This is a genomic window from Arenibacter aquaticus, assembly GCF_003957295.1.
Lineage (GTDB): Bacteria > Bacteroidota > Bacteroidia > Flavobacteriales > Flavobacteriaceae > Arenibacter > Arenibacter aquaticus.
Window position 1 is genome coordinate 355,581 of sequence record NZ_RQPJ01000014.1, and the last position, 22,588, is coordinate 378,168.

The 22,588-nt window shown below is 40.2% G+C and carries 13 protein-coding genes; 2 read left to right on the plus strand and 11 right to left on the minus strand.

The window, feature by feature from the left end:
• Positions 1-15: 15 nt before the first annotated feature.
• The 6 genes from EHW67_RS14895 to EHW67_RS14920 form a co-directional block, all read right to left on the minus strand.
• On the minus strand, positions 16-1,485 hold the full coding sequence (locus EHW67_RS14895) for a sulfatase-like hydrolase/transferase (RefSeq protein ID WP_202911985.1): 1,470 nt from the start codon (positions 1,483-1,485) through the stop codon (positions 16-18).
• Between the two features lie 15 nt (positions 1,486-1,500).
• Positions 1,501-3,036 carry a sulfatase-like hydrolase/transferase gene (locus tag EHW67_RS14900; RefSeq protein ID WP_126163172.1) on the minus strand — a complete coding sequence of 512 codons (1,536 nt, stop codon included), beginning with the start codon at positions 3,034-3,036 and terminating at the stop codon, positions 1,501-1,503.
• Between the two features lie 64 nt (positions 3,037-3,100).
• Positions 3,101-4,537, minus strand: coding sequence for a sulfatase-like hydrolase/transferase (locus tag EHW67_RS14905; protein WP_126163173.1), 1,437 nt, complete (start codon positions 4,535-4,537; stop codon positions 3,101-3,103).
• Positions 4,538-4,774: 237 nt separating this feature from the next.
• Positions 4,775-6,226 carry a RagB/SusD family nutrient uptake outer membrane protein gene (locus EHW67_RS14910; RefSeq protein WP_126163174.1) on the minus strand — a complete coding sequence of 484 codons (1,452 nt, stop codon included), beginning with the start codon at positions 6,224-6,226 and terminating at the stop codon, positions 4,775-4,777.
• A gap of 18 nt (positions 6,227-6,244) precedes the next feature.
• A complete protein-coding gene (locus tag EHW67_RS14915) occupies positions 6,245-9,700 on the minus strand; it encodes a TonB-dependent receptor (RefSeq protein WP_126163175.1) in 3,456 nt (1,151 codons plus the stop codon).
• Between the two features lie 150 nt (positions 9,701-9,850).
• Entirely contained in the window at positions 9,851-10,981 is a 1,131-nt protein-coding gene (locus EHW67_RS14920; protein WP_126163176.1) for a FecR family protein, read from the minus strand.
• Positions 10,982-11,170: 189 nt separating this feature from the next.
• On the opposite strand from EHW67_RS14920, the gene EHW67_RS14925 reads away from it, so the two are divergent.
• Complete coding sequence (locus EHW67_RS14925) at positions 11,171-11,710, plus strand: sigma-70 family RNA polymerase sigma factor (protein WP_126163177.1); 540 nt, start codon at positions 11,171-11,173, stop codon at positions 11,708-11,710.
• A gap of 541 nt (positions 11,711-12,251) precedes the next feature.
• Here EHW67_RS14925 and EHW67_RS14930 read toward each other — a convergent pair.
• From EHW67_RS14930 to EHW67_RS14950, 5 genes are all read right to left on the minus strand, one after another.
• The gene (locus tag EHW67_RS14930) at positions 12,252-14,033 is read right to left on the minus strand and encodes an arylsulfatase (protein ID WP_202911986.1); all 1,782 of its coding nucleotides are present in this window, start codon (positions 14,031-14,033) and stop codon (positions 12,252-12,254) included.
• A 247-nt stretch (positions 14,034-14,280) separates the two neighbouring features.
• Positions 14,281-15,786, minus strand: a complete 1,506-nt coding sequence (locus tag EHW67_RS14935; protein ID WP_126163179.1) for a RagB/SusD family nutrient uptake outer membrane protein — start codon at positions 15,784-15,786, stop codon at positions 14,281-14,283.
• Positions 15,787-15,802: 16 nt separating this feature from the next.
• Positions 15,803-18,955 carry a SusC/RagA family TonB-linked outer membrane protein gene (locus tag EHW67_RS14940; protein ID WP_126163180.1) on the minus strand — a complete coding sequence of 1,051 codons (3,153 nt, stop codon included), beginning with the start codon at positions 18,953-18,955 and terminating at the stop codon, positions 15,803-15,805.
• Positions 18,956-19,847: 892 nt separating this feature from the next.
• Complete coding sequence (locus EHW67_RS14945) at positions 19,848-21,446, minus strand: sulfatase (RefSeq protein WP_126163181.1); 1,599 nt, start codon at positions 21,444-21,446, stop codon at positions 19,848-19,850.
• A 21-nt stretch (positions 21,447-21,467) separates the two neighbouring features.
• Positions 21,468-22,127 (minus strand): 3-keto-disaccharide hydrolase, encoded by a 660-nt coding sequence (locus EHW67_RS14950; protein WP_126163182.1) that lies wholly within the window; start codon positions 22,125-22,127, stop codon positions 21,468-21,470.
• 264 nt (positions 22,128-22,391) lie between these two features.
• On the opposite strand from EHW67_RS14950, the gene EHW67_RS20795 reads away from it, so the two are divergent.
• Positions 22,392-22,588: hypothetical protein (locus tag EHW67_RS20795; protein ID WP_238389952.1), on the plus strand; the 197-nt coding region annotated here is incomplete at its 3' end.

Sequence of the window (22,588 nt, forward strand, 5' to 3'; positions counted from 1 at the left end):
GACCTACAAGCACATCTATATTTTCCAAGTTCCACTCTCAGCAGAAATTTCCACATCCCAATCCTGAGGTGGATTGCTCTTGTATTTAGGGTCATTGTCCTTAACTGGGAATGATTTAATCACTTCCATAAGGCTGTTAAAATTATTTTTCTGTTCCTCGGTGCTCAAACTATCAATAAGGTTTTTTCGCTCAAAAGGATCCTTGTTCAAATCAAAGAACTTTATAGCCTCCCTATTGGAATCTACATAGAGCTTATATTGCTCATTGCGGATCACCCTATCCCTAAACTTATATTGATTTTCCACTCCGTCTTCTGTCAGACGGGCATGGTTACCACCCCCCATTCCCAATATCCAATCTCTATTGGAGGCTTCATCTCCCTTAAGCAATACATCTTTAAAAGACTTGCCATCTATAGTATGGTTGGCATTACTTTTTGTCCATTTAACTTTTTCCCCTACACCGGCAATATCTAAAAATGTAGGTAATATATCCGTAAAATCCACTAAGGCCTCAGACTCCCTAGCTGCTGTTATTTCTCTTGGCCAACTAACAATAAAAGGCTCACAGATTCCGGATTCTTTAGTACTGGCCTTGCCCCCTTGTACAATCTCTCCCTTATACGTTCCGGAAATGGATCTGCTGGTACCGTTGTCCGTAGTAAAGACGATCATGGTATTTTCCAACAAATTGTTTTGCTTTAAGGCATCAACAAGTTGCCCCACAATCTTATCGGTATAGCGCACCATAGCCTTGTGTTTACCCAATTTATCATTGGCAGATTCATCCGGGGTATTAACCAATGGCGTATGTGTAAGCACCATAGGATAATACACAAACTTGGGATCTCCTTTGTTTTCTTTTAAAAAATCGATGATAAAATCCCTAAAAATATCGGGCCCAAAAGCTCCGGGATAGGTCTTGCTACCTTCCTGGGTATAAATATAGGGATCCCAGTATCTTTCGGCACTTGCCTCAATACCCGCCTCATAACCAGTCCACATACAGTATTCATCAAATCCGGCTTTGATCAAAGCATCTGGCTCTACCCTAAAATCATCAATTTGCCATTTGCCCGCAATACAGGTCTTATAGCCCGCCTCTCTCAGTTCTGTGACCAAAGCAGGGTTTTGTGTCTCATCAAAATGGGCTCCCCCTCCCCAGCGAGGTACATCCCAATGGTTTACCCACCCATGCCTAAACGGATACTGCCCCGTTAGCAAGGTCACCCTGGTTGGCGTACATTGGGGCATGGAATACACGTTGTTGAATTTTATACCGGATTTGGCCAGGGCATCTATGTTAGGGGTGTGGATATCCTCTGCTCCATAAGTGCTTATCCATTCCTTTCCAAGGTCGTCGACCAAAACAAATAGAATGTTGGGAGGTTCCTTTGCAACCAACTGTTTCGTCTTCACTTTATCACCACAGCTCAATAATAAGAGCACACAGCAGGCCATTAAAAGTTGCTTTTTTAGTATCACCGGTATTTTAATTTTTTATTGGAACATCTTGTTGTACAAATCCCCTAGTTCCAGCTTGTCATCCATTTTTTCTTGAAGCTGCATGAGGTCGTTAAATAGGGTTTTGACCTTGTCCGAATATTCGGGATTATTGGCCAGATCATTCATTTCGTTAGGATCTTCTTCCATGTCGAACAAGAGCACCTTATCAATCTTAGGGTAGATCAAGAGTTTATACCCGTCTTTACGAATCATACGCTGTAAATCTATATAGGCACCATAGATACCATCATAGTGGCTTTCTTGCCGCTCTCCTTTAATAATATCCATAAAACTATTGAACTGCACATACTCTGGCTTTTCTACATTGGCCAACTCCAAGGTGGTAGCCATGATATCCTGCAAATAGACATCCTGACTCAAAAGTTTGCCCTTAGGAATTCCAGGCCCCATTACCATCATAGGTATACGCACACTGTGATCAAACATACTCTGTTTCCCTATTAAACCGTGATGGCCAACGGAGAGTCCGTGATCCGCACCGAAAAATATATAGGTATTGTCCATTTTACCTGAAGCTTCCAAAGAGTCCAATATAATCCCGATCTGTTCGTCCATATGACTAAGAAGGGCAAAATATTCCTGACGATGCACTTTTACTGCATACTCTGTTCTAGGAAACGGAGCCAATGCTTCGTCCCTAAGTCCCGGTCTATTCCCCATATCATCTTTGTAAGGATATTCTGGCAAGAAGTTTTCGGGGACCTTGATATTTTCCAAGGGATACATATCCAAAAAGCGCTGTGGCGCCTGTCTTGGGTCGTGCGTAGCATTAAAGGCAAGATACATAAAAAAGGGATCTTCTTTTTTACTGGCAATATCAATAAATGCCAATGCATCATCTCGAACCACTTCGCTCCAATGTTTTCCTCCTTCCCAAAAACCACCCTGTAAGGTATCGGTAGGTTGCCATTCTGTATCGTCAGGTCCAGTAGGTCGGCCATAGCCCAGCGGCATATAATCGTTCCAATCCTTCATGTCCCCAGATTCCTCTTTCCATTTTTTGATGGCCGCCCCCAATTCATTTCTTTTGTCTCCGGGCATGCCAGGACGTATGTGTCTGGCATCATTAAAAACAGTTCCTGCTGGAGCTTCAACATGCCATTTTCCTGTCATATAGGTATTATATCCTTTCTTTTCCAATAATTTGCCCCATGTCTGGTTCAGGGCGGTTGAGTCTCCCTTGGACCACAATGCACTTTTATCACGTGCATTCCAAATATAGGAACCTGAAATAATCATGGCCCTAGAGGCCACGCATATGGCACCATTCCACCCGCCCATGTTATAAGCATGTGTAAAAGAAGTACCTCCCTTTACCAAGCGGTCCAAATTAGGGGTATACACCTCATCAAAACCAAGGGCGGCAATACTTTCAAAAGTCTGGTCGTCCGCGAACAGAAAGACAAAATTCGGTTTTTCTTCAGTATTATTATCTTTTTCTGATCCGGTTGGCTTACAGGATCCCAATAAGATAATGCTAAGTAAGGGTATGCAAAAAAATAGTCTCATTTAGGTTGTTTTTGGTATGTAAAATTAAATTCTAATTTTTTTCAAAGGCCAGTCGCTAAAATAATCAATAATCCTTGCCAAGGGCGCTATTCTCTTGGGAAGTCTTCCATTGTCTCCAAAAAGATGTCATTTCGGTAAGTTTTTGCGGCTGCTGATTATTTAGGCTGGTATTTTCCCCGGCATCCTTTTCTATGTTATACAGTGTAAAATTTTGACCGCCATCATCACTATAAATCTTATACTCATTATCAATTAGGGCAGCCTGCCCCTGAAAATCAAAAGCCAAGGGTTTGGTTCTCCGTTCCACATCACCTTTAACAATGGGCAGTAAGTCCACGCCATCGTATGGACGTTTGTTTTGCTCTAGGTCGATCCCCAATATATTGGCGATAGTTGGGAAATAGTCCGATGTAAAACACGGAATATCCACTGTTGTCCCGGAACTTATTTTTCCAGGCCACTCCATAATGCCGGGAACCCTGATTCCTCCGTCATACAAGCTTCTTTTTCTACCTTTAAGCCCCTTGGTGAGGCCTTGGGTCCTTCCTCCTACCGATTTACCTTCCGGACCATTGTCGCTGGTATAGAAGAGCAGCGTATTTTCAGCAACACCCAATTCCCGCAACTTATCACGTAAACGTCCTACTTGTTTGTCCAAGGCGGTTATAACACCATAATAATGTTTTTGATCTTCGGAAAGATGGGCATAGGGAGCTCTGTCATCCTCCCCAGCCAAAACCGGTAGATGGGGAGTGTGAAACCAAATAATACTTAAAAATGGTTTCTTGTCCTCTACGGCCTGTTCAATAAAGGGAATGGCCCTATCCATGATTACCCTAGAATCGTCCCCTTCCAAATTTTCTGAGGCCATTTGGCCCGGACCGGTCCAGTAAGAGGTATTGAACGGTTCCCCTTCTTTTAATTTCCCGTTAACGTCTCCAGATGATTGTGGAGGGGTAATCATGGGATTCCATGTGGGCACCTTGGATTCTGTAACAAAACTAACATCAAAACCGTGATCCCAAGGTGGGGCATAGTCCCCATCATATTTTTCCCTTCCTCCCCTATTGGCCTCTACCGTATCACGAGTCAGGGTACCCAAATGCCATTTACCAAAATGACCTGTAGTATAGCCCATTGTTTTCACCATTTCCCCCAAGGTAACCTCCTCGGATTTTATATGACCACAATTGGCATGGCAGATACCATAGCGCAATGGGTGCCTGCCCGTCATTACGCTTCCCCGTGTAGGGGAGCATACTGCCGAGGCGGCGTAGAAACGTTCAAATACTGCCCCATTGGCCGCCATGGCATCCAAATTAGGGGTTTTCAGGTGGGGATGGCCATTATAGGCCATATCCCCCCAACCCTGGTCATCTGCCATAAGAAGGATGATGTTGGGTGTTTCTTCTTCCTGTGGAATGTCCTTCGTTTTTTTTGGACCTTCCGAACAACCCACTAAAAATAGTATGCCTACAACGCAGATTTTAACTAATTTCATATTACAACTTTTATCCATAAAGCAAATACTTTAATAAAAAGGCACATATTGAATTCAAATAAACATTTTTCAAATTCAATTGTTAACTTCTAAAATAAAGATATAGATCAAAAAACCCATGTTTTCAACCTTTTCAAAAATAGAAATTATTGGTTGGGGAAATTTTATTCTCCCCAACCTAAATTTCCTTATTAAAACAGCAACTAGACGTAATTTGAATACGTACATTTTGTAGTCTTACCAACCTGGATTTTGAGTCAAACTAGAGTTTAAGCGAATTTGATTATCCGGAATAGGGAATAGCAGCATAAAATCCTCAACATTCTTGCCCTGTGATCGCATAACATTCAAAAACTGACCTCTTCGTTTTAAATCCCATGCTCTTTGCCCTTCAAATGCCAACTCAAATCTCCTTTCTTCCAAAACAGCCATCCTGAAATCATCTTGGGATAAGCCTGCCAAATCAGGAAGATCGGCCTCTACTCCATTTCGCGCTCTTGCCCGTACTTTGTTAATCCACACATATTTTTGACTATTACCGGGGTCAACCTCATTTAGAGCTTCGGCGGCAATTAACAAAATATCGGCATACCTTATAACATTGAAGTTAACTCCCGATTGCAACTCCTTTGCTCGGTCATCAAATTTGCTCACATAGTAAGGAAAGACTCCTGGGCCGTATGCCTCCTCCATGGTTATTGTACCGGTCACCCCATCAATATGTTCATAACTATCTGCAATGGTTACAGATCGACGATATGATATTGGGTTTTCTGCATTAAACTCCGCGCTTGGTGCAATTGAACCACCCACCACGGTATTGGCCCAAAAAGAATTGCCATATGGCCCAGGTAGCGCTCTCGGACCAAATGAACCGGGAATTCCGTTATTCCTTTCACCGCTTAAATATTGAATCTGATAAATATGTTCTATACCGTTATTATGCTCAGTTTTAAATGCGTTGGCATAATCTGGGAAAAGGTCATAATCACCTGAGTCAATTACATTTTTAGCGTGATTCAAGGAATTTAGATAATCACCTCTATAGAGATATATTCTAGCCAGCAAGGCATCCGCTATATGCGCATTAAGCCTTCCGGCCGCGCTAGTGGTTGGCAACTCTAAGGCAGCTTCTGTCAGATCCCTTAAAATCAAACTATACACTTCTTCAGCGGTAGCTCTAGGAGCATTTACGTTTTCAAAGCCCACGGTAGGGGTCTCATAAATGGGTACTCCTCCCATAGCCCGGACCAAATGCCAATAAAAAAGTGCTCGAAGAGCTTTGGCTTCTGAAACAATATCTGCTTTCTTATCCGAATCGAAATCAATTTCTGACGTATACCATGCTACTTCATTCGCTAAATTAATCCCATCATATGCAGAACGCCAAAATCCTTCGGTAAGTCCATTATTATAAGTAAACTCATCCCATTCGAATAAATCAGATACATTGGGTGAGACAGTTGCGTTGTCTGCGTTTACCTCTCCATAATTAATAGCCGTATTTCCGTATAGGCTATATACCGAGTTATAAACGCCATATAAACCCGCAATGGCATCGTCCTCAGAGGAATAGAAATTAGCTATACTTATATTTCCTGCTGGATTCTCTTCAAGATAACTTTCACATGATGTCAAAAACAGTGCGAACGTAATCAAAACACCTATTATATATTTTATATTTTTCATGATATTTTCCTCTTTATATTAAAAACCTAATTTAACACCCAACCTAAAGCTTCTTGACGACGGATAGGCTCCATTGTCAACACCAAAGCTCACATTGTTAGTAGCATACAAATCCACTTCTGGATCAAAACCGGAATAATTGGTAATAGTTATTAGATTATCTGCAGCAATAAAAAGTTGTGCGCTTCTGCACCAATCCAAGCCAAATTGATCCGTGGGAAGGTCATAGGAAAGATTTATTGTTTTAACTCGCATATATGAACCATCTTCTACGTTTCTATCGCTGAAATTCTTCCACTCACCGGCATTTGTCAAAGGTGCCTCTATAGTATTTCCCGACCCAGGCCCGGTCCATCGTTCATCAAATGCTTTTTGCAGTACATTGTGTTTTTGGGGTTGGGCATAAAGTCCAATAGTATTCATATTGGCCACGTCGTTACCTTGACTCCCGTTAATAAATATGGAAAGATTGAGATTGTTGAATGAAAAGGTATTGGTAAACCCATAAATGAAATCAGGATTGGGATCACCTATTACTTCCCTATCATCCAAATTCCTCTTGAATCCATCACCATTCAAATCCTTATATCTTGGCAATCCTACCCTATTAACCCCCCCTACAGTATTACCTGCAGATATAATTTCTTCTTCCGATTCCCAGATTCCTTCAAAACGATACCCGAAAAATTGGCCCAATGGCTTACCTTCTCGAGCAATAGAATACCCATAAGCCGTCTCTCCCCTACCAATTCCATTAATTAGTTCTTCTGTGCCCTCAGGAAGTTCAATGAGTTTATTTCTATTAAAGGAAATGTTGAAATTAGAACTCCATGATAGTTTTCCAAAATTATGGTTGTAACCAAGATCAAACTCAAATCCCCTATTCTCCACTTTTCCAATATTTTGTACACTTGTGGTATAACCTGACTGTGTAGGTATAGCCACACTTAACAAAAGGTCTTCGGTAGTTTTCACATAATATCCTGCTTCCAAATTTAAACTCCCATCAAGGAAACCCATTTCAAGGCCAAGGTCGGTCTGTTTAGTACGCTCCCATTTTAAATCTGGGTTATTGATTCGATTGGGAGCAAGGCCAACAACAGGAACACCTCCAATAATTGGTTGTCCAGTTGCAGCGTAAAGTGCCAAGGAATTATACGCGCCAATCGACTCGTTACCTGTTAAACCATAACTTCCCCTAAGTTTTAATGCACTGAACAAGTTTAGGTCTTTAATAAAATTTTCCTCAACCAATCGCCATGCTAACGCTCCTGAAGGGAAAACCCCCCATTTTTTACCATTTCCAAATTTCGAAGATCCGTCCCTTCGAATTGAAGCCGTAGCTATGTATTTACTATCAAAAACATAATTTACCCTTCCTAAGTAAGATAGCAAAGCTGTTTCCGTTGCGCTACTTTTTGAAGGTCGCGGGTCCGATCCCAGCTCCAAATTATTAAACTCCACCAAATCTGTAAAGAAGTCGTCTGTACGGGAAAACGCACTTTCCAACTTATCAATTTGGAAAGTATACCCTATAACCGCATCCAAGCGATGCTTGTCTCCAAAACTCTTATTATAGTTAAAAGTGTATTCAGCCAATAAATTGGTTCTCTGCACATTACCGATTGATGCAATTCCATTATTGGGTAGTGCTTGAGTTTCAGCTGTAGTAGGAGTATAGGCGTTCCGTTTAGAATTAATTAGATCGGCGCCAAAATTGGCCTTAAAAGAAAAACCATTGAACAACTCATATTGCAAAAAAGCATTGCTTAATATTCGTGTATTATATGTAATATCTGTTCGGGTTTTAGCAATAGAAACAGGGTTCTCCAGCACCTTTACGGTTTCATCGTGATTATGAACATAATTACCTTCACTATCAGTAACAGGAATAACAGGCGTAGTGGCCAAGGCATTCCAAAGTGGTGTATCATTTTGATAACCTCCTCCGTCAGAATCCACAGCATCATTGATGGTTCTGGTTATATTGGTATTCATACCAAATTTTAATCTTTCACCAAGACCTTGATCAAGATTAAATTTTAGTCCTGCCCGCTTAAAATTAGATTCAATAATGATACCATCTTGATCCATATAATTACCAGAAACCAAATAACGTGTACTTTCACGCCCTCCTGACACAGTAAGATTATAATTATTGGTTATTGCAGTTCTAAATATTTGATCTTGCCAATCTGTACCTTCCCCTAGCTCTTCCGGTAACGGCTTATTTACGCCGTCATAAATTAGTGGTTGGTTGTTGTTTGTGGCCCATTCATTCGTTAAAATAGCAAGCTCCTCTGCGTTCGCCAAATCTAATTTTTTTCTCACTGTACTTATGCCTGTAGAATATTCAAAATCTATTTTGGCCTTACCTACACTCCCCCGTTTGGTTGTAACTATTACAACGCCATTTGCACCCCTTGCTCCATAAATAGCTGTGGCCGAAGCATCCTTCAAAACTTCAATAGATGCAATTTCCCCTGGGCTGATACTTGTTAGCGGATCACTGGCTGCTGCTCTATTACCACCAGCCTCCGGAGTAGTATTACCATTATCTATTGGAAAACCATCAACTACATAAAGTGGCTGACTAGAGGCATTGATTGAATTAGTACCTCTTACTCTAATTCGGATCCCCCCTCCAGGAGCATTGGAAGCAGCCCGTATATCTACCCCTGAGGCTTTACCCTGCAAGGCTTGAACAAAAGTATTGGACGGTGTTTTTTCTAAATCCACACCCTTAACGGAAGAAACCGAACCTGTTAAATCTTTCTTTCTAACTGTTCCATAACCAACGACCACAACCTCATCTAAGCCTGCTGCATCTTCCTCTAAATTAACTGTAATATTTGTCTGCCCATTTATAGGCACCTCCTTAGTAGCATAACCAATATATGAAACAACAAGGGTTCCATTTTCTCCAGCCACTTCAATGGAAAAATTGCCATCAAAATCGGCCGTAACTCCATTTGAAGTCCCTTTTTCCACAATGTTGGCCCCTGGCAAAGGAACTCCATCGGCATCGCTAACTACCCCTGAGACCTGAAACTGCAAAGGCCCCTCCTTTTCCAATGGCTCCACCTCCCCGATCACAGAGGCTATTGAAGTATTTGTAGATCTAGTAAGTATTACTTGCCGGTCAATAGTTTTGAAACTGGTGGTGGTATTGGCAAAAAGTAAGGCTAAGACCTCCGATATTCTTCTTTTTTTGATGTGTAAGGTCACTTTTCGATCCAAATCTATCTGGGCACTCTCATAAAGGAACCGGAACTCCGAAATGGCTTCTATTTCACTAAAAACCTGTCCCACTGGAACATTATCAAATTCTAAGGTTAATTTGGTGCCTTGAGCATAGGTATTTGCTTGAATCTCAAATAACGAAACTATAAGCAATAAGGTAGTAAGCTTCATCCTTAAGTCGAATTTAGGGAAAAGCCTGTATAGCAAGACCCCCATAAATTTATTTTTCATAATTTTGGTTTGATTAAATGATTTTGAAATGGTCGTTTAATAATTAGTTCATAAATCGGGAAATGGTCTCAAGCATTTTCCGATTTTTTTTGAACTTTTTGTGCTGCATTCGAAGAGTTATGGCATAATCAATTGTTTATATGGTTCATATTAGTCTATAGTTATCTTTCTGTCTTTTATAGTGTATTGAAAAGAATGTAGCTCGCCAATAGATTTCATTACATCTTCTATACTCTCAATGTCCACATGAAACCGTGCATTTAAAATCTTCCCGCTCAGAAGTTCATTATTATTTTCAATGACCACATTATAACTGCGCTCCAGCTTTTGAATCATATCCAAAAAGCTAATGTCCCTAAAAACTAGTTCTCCCTTAATCCAACCTGTATACAGATCTACATCTACTTTCTCTTCATGTGTATCATGGGATACTCTGTTCCAAGCTCCCTTAGTTCCAGGAACTAACACCAATTGATCCTCCGGTCTTAAGGAATTGGTCATGCTAACGGATCCCTCCACCAAAACTGTCTTAATTTCAGTGTCCTCTTTATAGGAAGAAAAATTAAATTCGGTCCCCAAAACCTCCACAGCCACTTGATCGGAATGTACCACGAATGGATGGTTCTTATCCTTAGCCACCTTAAAGTAAGCTTCACCTTCAATAAATACTTCCCTCTTACCTTTGTTAAGGAACTTTACAGGGTACTTTATTCTTGTTCCCGAATTCAAATGCACAGTAGTACCATCAGAGAGTTCTACTTCAAATATTTTTCCAAACGGAATGTCCAATTCATTATAAACAAGTTCTCCTATTTCCGAATCAACCTTATAGCTAATCCTATTGCCCTTTTGTATTCCCAACACTTCCCCAGAAGAGGAAACAATCTGCTGACTGCTTCCCTCCTGGATGACCTTTACATTATGGTTCCCCATTTTGAGTTTTATGGAAGTTTCTGAAATGGGATTTTGGCTGGCCATATCATTTTGCCTAAACACCAAATACCCTGTCGCAATAACTCCAGCAAAAATAGCTGCATACTTTAGCAATGGTCGCCAAACGGAAGGCCTTTGTTTTTTAGAAGCGTTGGCATTTTCCATAAATTCCTGCCATTCCAAATCAGTGTCCATCTCTTCTAGAAACTCCAAAGCCTCTGACACCAAATTCTCATGAAAAAGTGTATTGACAATCTCCTTTTCATCTGGGGTAAGATGCTGAAGAACACCCTCCTCTATCTGACCGGATTGTTCAATACTTATCAAAACAGATTTCAACTTTTGCATAAGGCCTATTTGTGGTTCTTTTTAATAAGTTGTCATTTCAGGTTTTTAGGGTGACAAGAAAATTATATTTTTTTTAGAATTTGATAAATATTTATGCTAAATGAAATTAAATTAGTATAATTGACGACACTATTTATCCAATAACACAATAACCCAAACATTAATTAGGATGTAAAGTCCTATAGAATCATGACCAAAAAAAAGAAAAATTGCAACCAAGAAATGGAGAATCTTTTTAAAGAACATTTCCCTATGTTGTGCCTAATTGCTTTTGGAATTGTGAAGGATAAGGATACGGCCAAAGATATTGTTCAAGATTTTTACATCTCGTACTGGCAACGAAGGGAAAAGGTTGTTTTAACAATCTCCTTTAAGGCGTATGCCATTAGGGCTGTAAAAAATATGAGCCTACTTTACATTGAAAAAGTAAAAAAAGAAAAGTCACTACTTCAAAACTTAAATACTCCGAAATACAATGACCCTGAACCTATGGATCCCCCAAACGCGAACGGAAAAATACAGGCATTACTGAACGAGCTCCCAGAAAGCCGTAAACAAATATTTATTTCCGCCATTATTAATGGCTGCAGTTACGCTGAAATAGCTGAAATGCAGGGAATTTCTATCAACACGGTTAAAACACAAATGAAAAGGGCTTACGCATTTCTACGGTCGGCGGGGACCGAAAATCTATTACATTTTATTCTTTGGACAGCAATAATTTCATAGTGTATAGCTACATAAAATTATTAAAGTATACCGTGACCCTGTAATTACCATTTTATTGAAAGTTATTCCTTAACCTCTAGATTTCTAGTTCCTTACCTATTATTTATTGGCCAAAATCAAGACAGTGATATAGAAAAAAGCGGCTGTTTTACAAAAATCACTCTCCGGATATGTATTCATTTTTAGCAAAATCACGTATATAAAATATGGTTCCCAAATGCCATTTGCCGAAATAGCCCGCAGGGCAGCCCACCTCTTTCACCATTCCCTTATCGTAATTACATCGAACTTCATATGGCCGCCATGGTCATTACTAATCGCCTATCACGAGAGATGCCCACCTACTCTTTCAGGAGTTGAGCAGCCGACCACCGTCGCCAAATAAAATAATCACCATCCTAATTTGGAGGTCATGTCCTCCAAATTAGGATGGTGATCAATGGAAGGGTTATATAAAATATATCCCCCAGCCTGATTATTGACCATCAAGAATAAGGTTGGGTGTTTCTTCTTTCTATGAATAACTTAAGATATTTTTAGATTAAAGTTTCTCAATATAAACATAATATGCAGGATGCACCCTATTGTCCTTATCTATTAACTGTGCTTCCATGTCATATTTTCCCGCATAAATTTTGGCCGTAAAGGATACTTCTTTTTGGCCAGGCTCAACTTTTGCCGATTTTTCAAGGTCTGCCACATATAAATAAGCCTTTTCAAAATCTGATTTCACACTTGCTGGCATGGTCCTGTCCAGCTCTATAATTTTTTCCTGTGCTGGAAATGTTTCATTGATCCCCAATCCGCTTTCCCTAGGAAATCTGCATAGGCTAATTTTATATTCCCCATCTTCAACAAATTCTATTTTCCATCTTCCGGTGGCCTGCACTGCATTTACCGCCCCGTATTGATGCCACATACCATTAAATTTTCCCGTTAGCATATCATGTGCGGAAATCCGACTTGGGTTCTCTTTTGACGATCCCACTTTTATGTAGGCATAACGTTCATTTACCCCTTCATCCATAAATGATTGCCACCATCTTTCATAACCCTCTGCCAGTTTTTCAACCACCTCGGGATGTTCGTCTATTACATTTTTAGTTTGACTCCTATCAGTGTTCATGTTATACAGTTCATTACCGTTTACAAATCTCCAATTGTCATCCATTACGGTATATTCCCTGTACTTGACCAAATTTTGTAATCTTTGGGTATCTATATACAATGTTCTATTCGGCCAATTATCGGCCTGATTATATAATAGGGGTTTTAAACTTGTTCCGTCCAAAGGTTTTACCGGGTTAAAGTCTAGGTCCAACAAATCTACAAAAGTGGGCAACATATCATAGGCGGCTGCCAGTTTCCCTATATCCTTTCCTCCTGTAAGTTTTCCATCGGGCCAACGAATAAACAGGGGTACTCTATGACCTCCCTCGTATTCACTACCTTTTCCACCCCGTAAACCGGCATCAAAAACCTTATTTCCACCAGCCGTGCCATTATCGGTCATAAAAACCACAATAGTATTATCCGCTATCTTTAATTCATCCAATTTCTCCTGCAACAGCTTAAAATTATCATCGATATTCGTAATCATACCGTAAAAGCGCTGATATCGCTCTTCAAGACCTTTTACACCCTTGTACATATCCAAATATTCCTTGGGCAGATTTAATGGGCCATGTGGTGCATTGGTTGCGATATAACAGAAAAAAGGGTCGTCCTTATTTTCTTCTATAAAATCCATAGCTTCCGAGAAGAAAACATCTGTACAGTAACCTTTATATTTTTGTGTTTCTCCGTTGTGCCAGTATGTATCGTCAAAATAATCGTTCCCCCAATAATCAGGTCCTTGGGTGATTCCGCCCCCACCATGTCGAACTACCTCATGGAAGCCCCTGTCTTCTGGCCGGTATGGGTAATTGTCACCCAAGTGCCATTTTCCGAACATACCGTTGGTATATCCATTTTGAGCCAATACTTGAGGTAAAATAACTTCGTCCTCAAAAAGCAGGGAACGCCCAGTAATGGTATGAAAAACGTTTATCCTATTGGTATGCCTACCAGTCATTATGGCCCCTCTGGTGGGTGCACAGGTCGTAGACACATGAAAATTGGTAAAACGGACAGATTCCTTATAAAACTCATCAATATTAGGTGTTTTTATATAAGGGTTACCGTAGCAGCCCAAATCGCCCATCCCTTGATCATCTGTGATAACAATTATTACATTGGGCTTTTTCTTAGCAGCATTTTGGGCATCTAAAACCAAAGGCGAAATTAACAGCAACAACAGCAGTGTTTGTAAAATTTGTTTCAAAAAAAAGTGAATACCCTTTGGCTGAGGCCACCTTTTGTTAACACTGATCGTTTTTAGGTTGAATAGATTCAAAATCATTTCGTGATTATTATAGTTTAATTATAATGTACTTATTTATCCAATTCCCAACAATCCACATATCGTAACTCTGCAATACTAATAGAGTTCATACTACAACGGATTGCCAGGGCAGGGTCCTTAGAAAATCTAACAAGTTATACCATTCCCATCCAAGTTCCAAACTTTCTTAGTATCCTGGATTTTGAACCAGATTTTCATTATTTCTCAACTCATCGGTAGGAATAGGGAATAAAAGTTCCCGCTCTGTAAGTTGAGGGCCATAAACAAAGGTATGACCAACAAAATCATCAAAACCTCCAGTAGTAACATTAAACACCTTTCTTAACCTAACCATATCAAACCAAGTAACGTTTTCATAACTAAGTTCGTGCCATTTTTCTTTCCATACTGCTTCCCTAAACTCCTCTTTGGATAAGCCGGAATACTCTGTAAGCTGAGCCCTTCGCCTAATTTTATTCAAAGCCTCCTCGGTATCGGTTGTAGGACCCGAAATCTCGTTTTGAGCCTCGGCATAGATTAGAAGTACTTCGGCATAACGGATTAAATCCCAATTAAGATCACTGCTGGCCGTTTCCAAATTAGCAACTATATCAAAATGCTTATACAAAAAGTGACCTCCCAAAACTATGGTCTCGTCCCTGTCAAATTTTGAGGTATAGGTAGTATAATAGAATTCTTTTTCCTCTACCCTTTTGTCCCCATCCTCGTAGGACTGCACAAATTCCTGATTTGCATAGATTGCCCCGGTCTGGGCCGAATAAGCGGAAATATTCATGTTATAAGGTATAATCAACGGCTGCCAGTTTGAAGGATCTACAAAAGCCTCATATTGTACCATAAAAATATTTTCGCCAATATTGTTCTTTGTTGGGTCGTGCAGATCAGCATAGGACGTAAACAGACTGTATTCATCGGAATCAATTACTTCTTTGGCCTTATCAGCGGCTTTTTGAAAGTATTCGGTACCTTTTTGCAGCGGATAACCGGCCATAGTTAGGTATACGCTAGACAGCAAGGACTTAACCGCTCCCAGAGTAACCCTTCCCGTTGTATCGTTAAATGGTAGTCCGGACATTTCAGCTGCGTTAAGATCATCTACTATGGCGTTGTAAATATTCTCTACACTTTCCTGAGTAGCATAAAGGTTTTCGGAACCTAAATCTATGGGTTCCAATAGGAGTGGGACACTTCCAAAAATACGCACTAGGTTGTAATAATAATATGCCCGTAGAAACTTAGCCTCGCCCAAAAGTTTGCTTTTCTTAGCTTCGTCCATGGCAATATCCGGAATATTGGCTATTGCCAGATTAGCATTGGCTATGCCTTCATAACTACTATCCCAATAAACCTTACCGTAACCATTATCTGAGGTATTGGTCAGGTTTCGAATTATATTACTGTTATCTGCCTGTCCAAGGTCGCTCTCTGCAATACCCGTTGCAAATTCCAGCATTAGCCAAGGACTACCGCCATAAGACCCACCCCTAACGGACCTTAAACTAGAATAGATGGCATATATAGCGGTCTCGGCATGTTCAGCAGTTTTAAAATAGCTCTCCGCAGTAATATTTGACGGATCTGTTTCCTCAAGAAAATCGGAACATCCAGTTGCAAAGACCAGTGAAAACACCAATAACAATAAACCAATTTTGTTTTTTATAGAATTTTTCATTTTAATCATTTTTTAATTAGAAGGATGCATTTAGCCCTAACATAAATACTCTTGGCTTAGGATATTGGTCAAAATTAACCTCTCCTTGACCAAAGGTTGTGTCACTGGTTTGCACCTCCGGATCATAACCTTGGTATTTGGTGCTTACAAAGAAATTCTGTGTAGAAGCGTACACTTTAAGCCTAGATAGACTTAATTTATCTACCATATCCGCTGAGAAGTTGTAACCCAATAAGAGGTTTCTCCCCCTAATAAAAGACCCGTCCTGAATCATATGGGATGTATCCAAGTTATCATATCCTGCCGATACCGGTCTCCACTGTGCAATTGGCGTGTCTTGGTTTTCTGGTGTCCACCCATCCAGGACAGTGGCCAAACTATTTGCAATTCCTTGACGGTTTTCTTGTGGGCGGGTTGTGATATACATAATATCATTACCATATTGGAACTGCAGATCTATCAACAATTCAAAATTCTTATAATGAAATGTATTGGTCAAACTACCATATCCATCGGGTATTCCCTTCCCTATAATCGTTCGGTCTGCTTGATTGATAACTCCGTCATTGTTTCTATCTTCAATTTTCACGTCACCGGGCAACCTAAAATATTTAGCAGCCTCGGCCTCCTCATCCGTACCCCAGGTACCTAGGTGAACCAATCCAAAGAAGGAACCTACCGGCTCCCCTTCCCGTATTATAGTACGACTGGAAAAGATATCACTACCTCCAGAAAGGGCCACTACCTTATTCTTGTTCATAGCAATATTAAAATCGGTTTCCCATGAAAAATCGGTATTAATGATATTCTTGGTATTCAAGGCAAATTCTACCCCTTTATTTTCCATGCTACCAATATTTCTAAAGACAGAAGCATAGCCACTACTGGTGGGCACCGGTGAATTTAAAAGCATATCGGATGTCAATTTTCGGTAAACATCGGCTTCCATAGAAATTCTTCCATTAAAAAGCGCCAATTCTACACCCGCATCAACTTGCTCTGTTTTTTCCCATTGTAAGTTAGGGTTCGCCAATCTATCAATACCTATACCATTTACTATGGCATCATTTACCACATAGGCATAGTTTCCTAGACCAGAAAGAGCTCCATATGCCGGGATTTCGGAGTTTCCGGTTACACCGTAACTTGTACGCAACTTAAGATTGGAAATAACTGGAGAATCAACGAGAAAATTTTCCTCTGACACTTTCCAGGCCAAGGCCGCAGAAGGGAAGAAAGCATATTTATTGGTTTTTCCAAACTTTGAGGATCCGTCTACACGGCCTGTAACAGTAAATAGATATTTATTATCCAAGCCATAATTTATTCGTCCAAAATAAGAGTTTAAACCATAGGCAAAAGCACTGGAACTTGGCGTTCTTACAACAGAACCCGCCCCTAAATTATCAAAACTAAAGAAATCGTCAGAGAAGTTTTCCGAACCCGCGCTAAAATTGGAGCTATTTACATGTTGCCAAGAAATACCCAACAACCCTGTGAACGAATGAATCTCAGCAATATCCTTCTGGTAGGTCAGGTAATTTTCAAATTGCCAGGACATGTACTCATTTAACGACCTTGTGGCATAACCGTTGGTGGTGGTTCCTATAAAACTCAACTCCCTACCTGCATATTCATTTGTTTTTTGATCTATGCTATTTATCCCCAACGACGTTCTTAAATCCAACCCTTTCATCAAAGTAACATTGGCAAATATGTTTCCAAGTACAGTATTTGTTTTTAAATACCTTTTGTACTCCTCCCCAACTCTTACCGGATTAGGCCCTCCTTCCATACCAGGGTAATCTGCATTGCTCGCCCATGTTCCATCTGGATATTTTACGGGAATTATAGGAATGTTCTCAATCATATTTCTTCCTACCCAAGAGCCATGGATTACCCTTTCATTTTGATTGTTATAGCTTAGGCTTCCACCAACTTTTAACCAATCCGTGATATTGGAATCAAAAACGAATCGTCCAGAGTATCGTTTTAACCAAGAATCTTTCATAATACCCTCTTCATTCATATAGCCCAGAAAGGCACCATAGCTACCTTTCTCGTTTCCTCCCGTAAAAGACAACTGGTGATTTTGGGTAAAAGCAGGTCTGGTAACTTCATCTTGCCAGTCCGTATCATAAATGGGATCACCATTACTATCGAACAATCTTGGGTCGTTTCTTTTTAAAAAAGGGTCTGTATACTTACCATTGGCAAACCCAACGGCGTCAAATTTTTCTGCATTTTGGTAGGCCACCTCTTCAATCATCAGAAATTCCTCCGAATTAAGTACATCCACTTTTTTGGCAAGTGTCCCCAAACTGTAGTAGCTATCATAAGAGATTGTCCCTCCCGACTTACTACCTCTCTTGGTTGTGACCAATATAACCCCATTGGCCCCTCTAGATCCATAAATGGCAGTTGCCGAAGCATCTTTTAACACTTCTACCGAAGCAATATCATTTGGATTGATATAGTCTATTGGAGTACTATTATTTGCAAGGCCAGTAGATACCAGGATAACCCCATCTACAACATATAAGGGATCATTGGCCAAACTTACCGAAGAATTCCCACGGATCCTTATATTTGACTTTCCGCCCGGTCTCCCTGAATTGATAGAGACACTAACACCTGGCATCTTTCCAGATAAGGACTGGGTAAGTGAAGCTGCCGGACGCTCTTGAAGCTCATCCGATGAAACCGAACCAACTGCCCCGGTTAAATCACTTTTCTTTTGGGTTCCATACCCAATTAAGACCACCTCGTCCAATCCTGCGGCACTTTCTTCCAACATAACAGAAATAGTGGTTTGCCCATTTATGGGAATTTCCTTGGTGGCATATCCAATGTAAGACACAACAAGTATTGCATTTTCATTGGCCACTCCAATAGTAAAGTTACCATCAAAATCGGCCGTAACACCATTGGTTGTACCTTTTTCAACTATATTGGCCCCAGGCAAGGGAACACCATCAGCATCCGTGATGGCCCCATTTATAGTTATTTGTTGCCCAATGTCAATTGAAATTGTTTCTATAGGTACCAAAATCGCATTTAGCTCTGTTTTGGCATTCGCAAGAAACATGACCATGGAGCACACAAATGTGGTCCATAGTGCCTTTTGCGCGGGTTTAGAACCACGCATTGGTTCATTTTTTCCTTTCATTTTAAGGTTTTTAAGTTATTCAAGAAATCTTGTTGGTTATTAAACTTTCCTAGACCATAGGCTGCCGCTTAAAAAGCAACGGACGCTTTAATTCTTCCATTGTAATTATCTACACCAACCCGGTCATCGTATGAGTGTAACCAAATATACCTTGAGAGCCCAGTCTACATCTTGCTCATATCGCCCAATCATTTGCTCATAACTTGCTTTTTGGAATGAAAGATCTTAACCCCTTGATTTTAAATAATTTAAATCCAAGCCATTATCATTAGACATGCAGAAAAATTAAAGACCCTTTAATATTTTATTGGAAAATTTTGTAGAAATAGCACATTTAAAAGTTGTACCAACATGAACCAGGCTTTCATTTAATGGCTGAAGCCTTTTCTTGGGACATAGCCCTTATTTTTTATAACACCAAGAGTAATGCCAATCCATTAAAAAGCAACCAAGCCATTATGTTTCCGGAAAACTTGAAGTAAAAAACACTTGAGTACCCTGAATGCAGCTGGCTGAAGGGAATGCTATTATAGACATGAAAAACTTTAATTAGTCTACACTTTTAAAACTGGATACAAACAACATTCACAGTGCTTAGTAAGCTTTTGCCCCTCCAATGGAAGACAAGTATTACAGCCCTTACTAGAGAGCTTAGATCAAATGGAAGACATGTATATAACAAGAAGTATAGGCGAGATAATAGGGGTCAATAGCATAAGCCCTCTAAACCGTTGAAATACAGTTACAAAGGGCTTATAATATTTTAAAATTGAAGAAGCTGAATGTCTAATTTATATTTTCTCCGATGTAGTGCCAATTCCCTTCTCCATAATATTATAAAAAAGAGGACCTACTACCGAAAAACACAGGCTATCCCATAAAAAACAAACAGTTAATCTACGGTCACTTTGCTCCCCCACCAATCTTCATTGGGTTGAAAATCTTCCGATAAAAATTTTAAACGTTGTGCCTCCAGCGCTGGCCATTTATCATTAACGATAGTATTATGTCGCTTTTCAGCCAATTCTGCATCATATTCAGGATCCTTTTCAGGTAGTTTGGCACCAACCTCATTCAGCCAGCCCATTAATTTTTCACTCATATCTTTGGCTACCCCAGGATTTTTATCGATCACATTAAATTGCTCTCCTCCGTCCAGGGCCAAATTATAGAGTTCTTCGCTACCGTCTTCCCAATAGTGTATAAGTTTCCAATTACCTTCACGAATAATAGAGGAAGGATTCCCCCCTTGGTTCCCATAATGTGGGTAATGCCAATACAAAGGTCTATTCCCATTATGTTGTTCCCCTTCCAAAATTGGTTTTAGGCTAATTCCGTCCTTGTGTTGTTGGGGCAACAGTTCGGCTCCCACCAAATCCAAGAGCGTGGGGTAAAAATCGGCTCCAGTTACCGGGATATCGCTTTGGGATCCCCCATTTTTTAACCAAGGTACCTTTATAAAATAAGGTTCCCTTATACCTCCTTCCCACTGATATCCCTTTCCTCCTCTCAGGGGAAGGTTGCTAGTGGAAAAAGAGTCTCCCGACGCCACTCCACCGTTATCAGAGGTAAAGACCACTATTGTATTTTCGTCCAAGCCAGATTCCTTCAAGGCATTGAGCACCACTCCTACTGCCTCATCCATACTTTCTACCAATCCGGCATATATCGGGTTATCCTGCACCTGTCTTATGGGCAGGACACGTTCCATTTTATATCCTTTTTCAGCCAAACCCTGAGCCTGGGCTTTATCCCTATATTTGTTCCACTTTTCCTCAGTAGTTTGAATAGGTCCGTGTACAGCATAAAACGAAAGAAAGGCAAAAAATGTAGAATCTTTATGTTTTCTAATGAAACTGGCCGTTTCCTTCCCCAAGCGCATGCTAAGATTTTCCCCTTTCTCCTTGTTGGACAATTTTGGGTTCTTCCAAGGTGAGAAATAGCCTCCAATGGGACTTCCCTTATCCCAACCTCCTTTATTAAGCTGAAAACCATGATCTTCCGGATAGGAACCCTCATCCCCTAAATGCCATTTTCCGGCAAAAAAGGTTTTATAACCTTCGTTCTTAAAAGCTTCCGCAAGTGTCACATCATTGGCAGGCAGGCTATGTACATATTCGGCAGGCAGCAATTTATCGTGCCTGTTGTGGGAGCGCCATGCTTCTCCAGAAGCTGCTCCTATCCAATCCGTAATACCATGCCTTGCCGTAAATTTTCCAGTCATGATACTGGCCCTAGAGGGACTGCATACACGACTGGCCGCGTATCCCTGGGTGAACACCATACCCTCCTTGGCCAATTTATCTATATTTGGTGTCTCATAATAATTACTGCCTGTAACACCAAGGTCTACCAGACCAAGATCATCAACCAATATAAATACAACATTGGGTCTGGGATTTGAACTTTCAGGCTGTTGTTGGCAGCCCGTAACTAGCATACCAATTAATGCACAGCGTACACAATTGGCTATTAATTTAGGTAAAATCATTCTTTAAAAGTATTTGTTGGCTTATGGCAAAGGTTTTACCATGATATCCTTGTAATAAACAATACTTTTCGGATCATGGCCTTGCAGGGCAAAGGTTCCTCCCTTTAACACCCTATGCTGACGTTCCCCTGGATCACGCTTAGGATTTTCAGGTTCGGTATAATCCACAACCACAATATCATTTATTTTTATAATTATTCTTTTACCTTCTACTTTTATATACTCCGTATACCATTCATCATCGCCAACATAGGTTTCAATTACATTTACTATATCATATAGACTACCGGTACGTTTCCAATCCCCTTGGGAATTGTTTACCTGTACCTCATAACCATATACAGGCCAACTGGCTTCTTGATAACGGGTATGTATATAAATACCTGAATTGGAGCCTGGTTTGGTCATAACGGTAGCTTTGAATTCGAAGTTGTCAAAATTATGGTTTTCCACATCACCCACATAAAACAAATGCGCCTTAGGTCCTGCTACCTTAATAGCTCCATTTTCTACCGAAAAGGTATGGGCATTCTCCCCTACTTTCCATCCGTCCAAATTTTTACCGTTGAAGAGGGAAATCCAACCTCCATCTTCCTTGCTATCCCCCACTTGAGCGGTGGATATATTTAAAATACCAAGACCTAGAATTAAACACATTAGGTAAGCGAAATTATTTTTCATTTTTTACAGTTTAGTTTGAAGATACAATATATCAAAAAATGAGTTAAGCCATACATTAGCATTGTCCTAATTTTAATATTGAGCATGTAATATTGAGAATTCTTTAAAAGAGGAAAGTACCAGTACCTTAAAAAGACAGTCTAATGATATAGAAATGAATAAAGGTGCCAATAGTTTAATGTAGCGATGAAACAATGCAAGATTGAAGCGCTTGGTAAATTGGTTAATTTGTTGATTAGCCTATTTAAAATAAAGCATGAGACAATGCTTAAATTTATCAATTGGGCAATGGCACTATGTTGCACAGGACTGCTGCACAAAGCAACCAGACTTTGGAGTTTGACTTTGGACAATCCATCACGCCAAGGGCGTGCCTATTTTGGATATGGTATAAAAAAAAAGTCCCCTCATCTGATGATGAGGGGACTTCAAAAAAAAGGCGGCGGCCTACTCTCCCACTT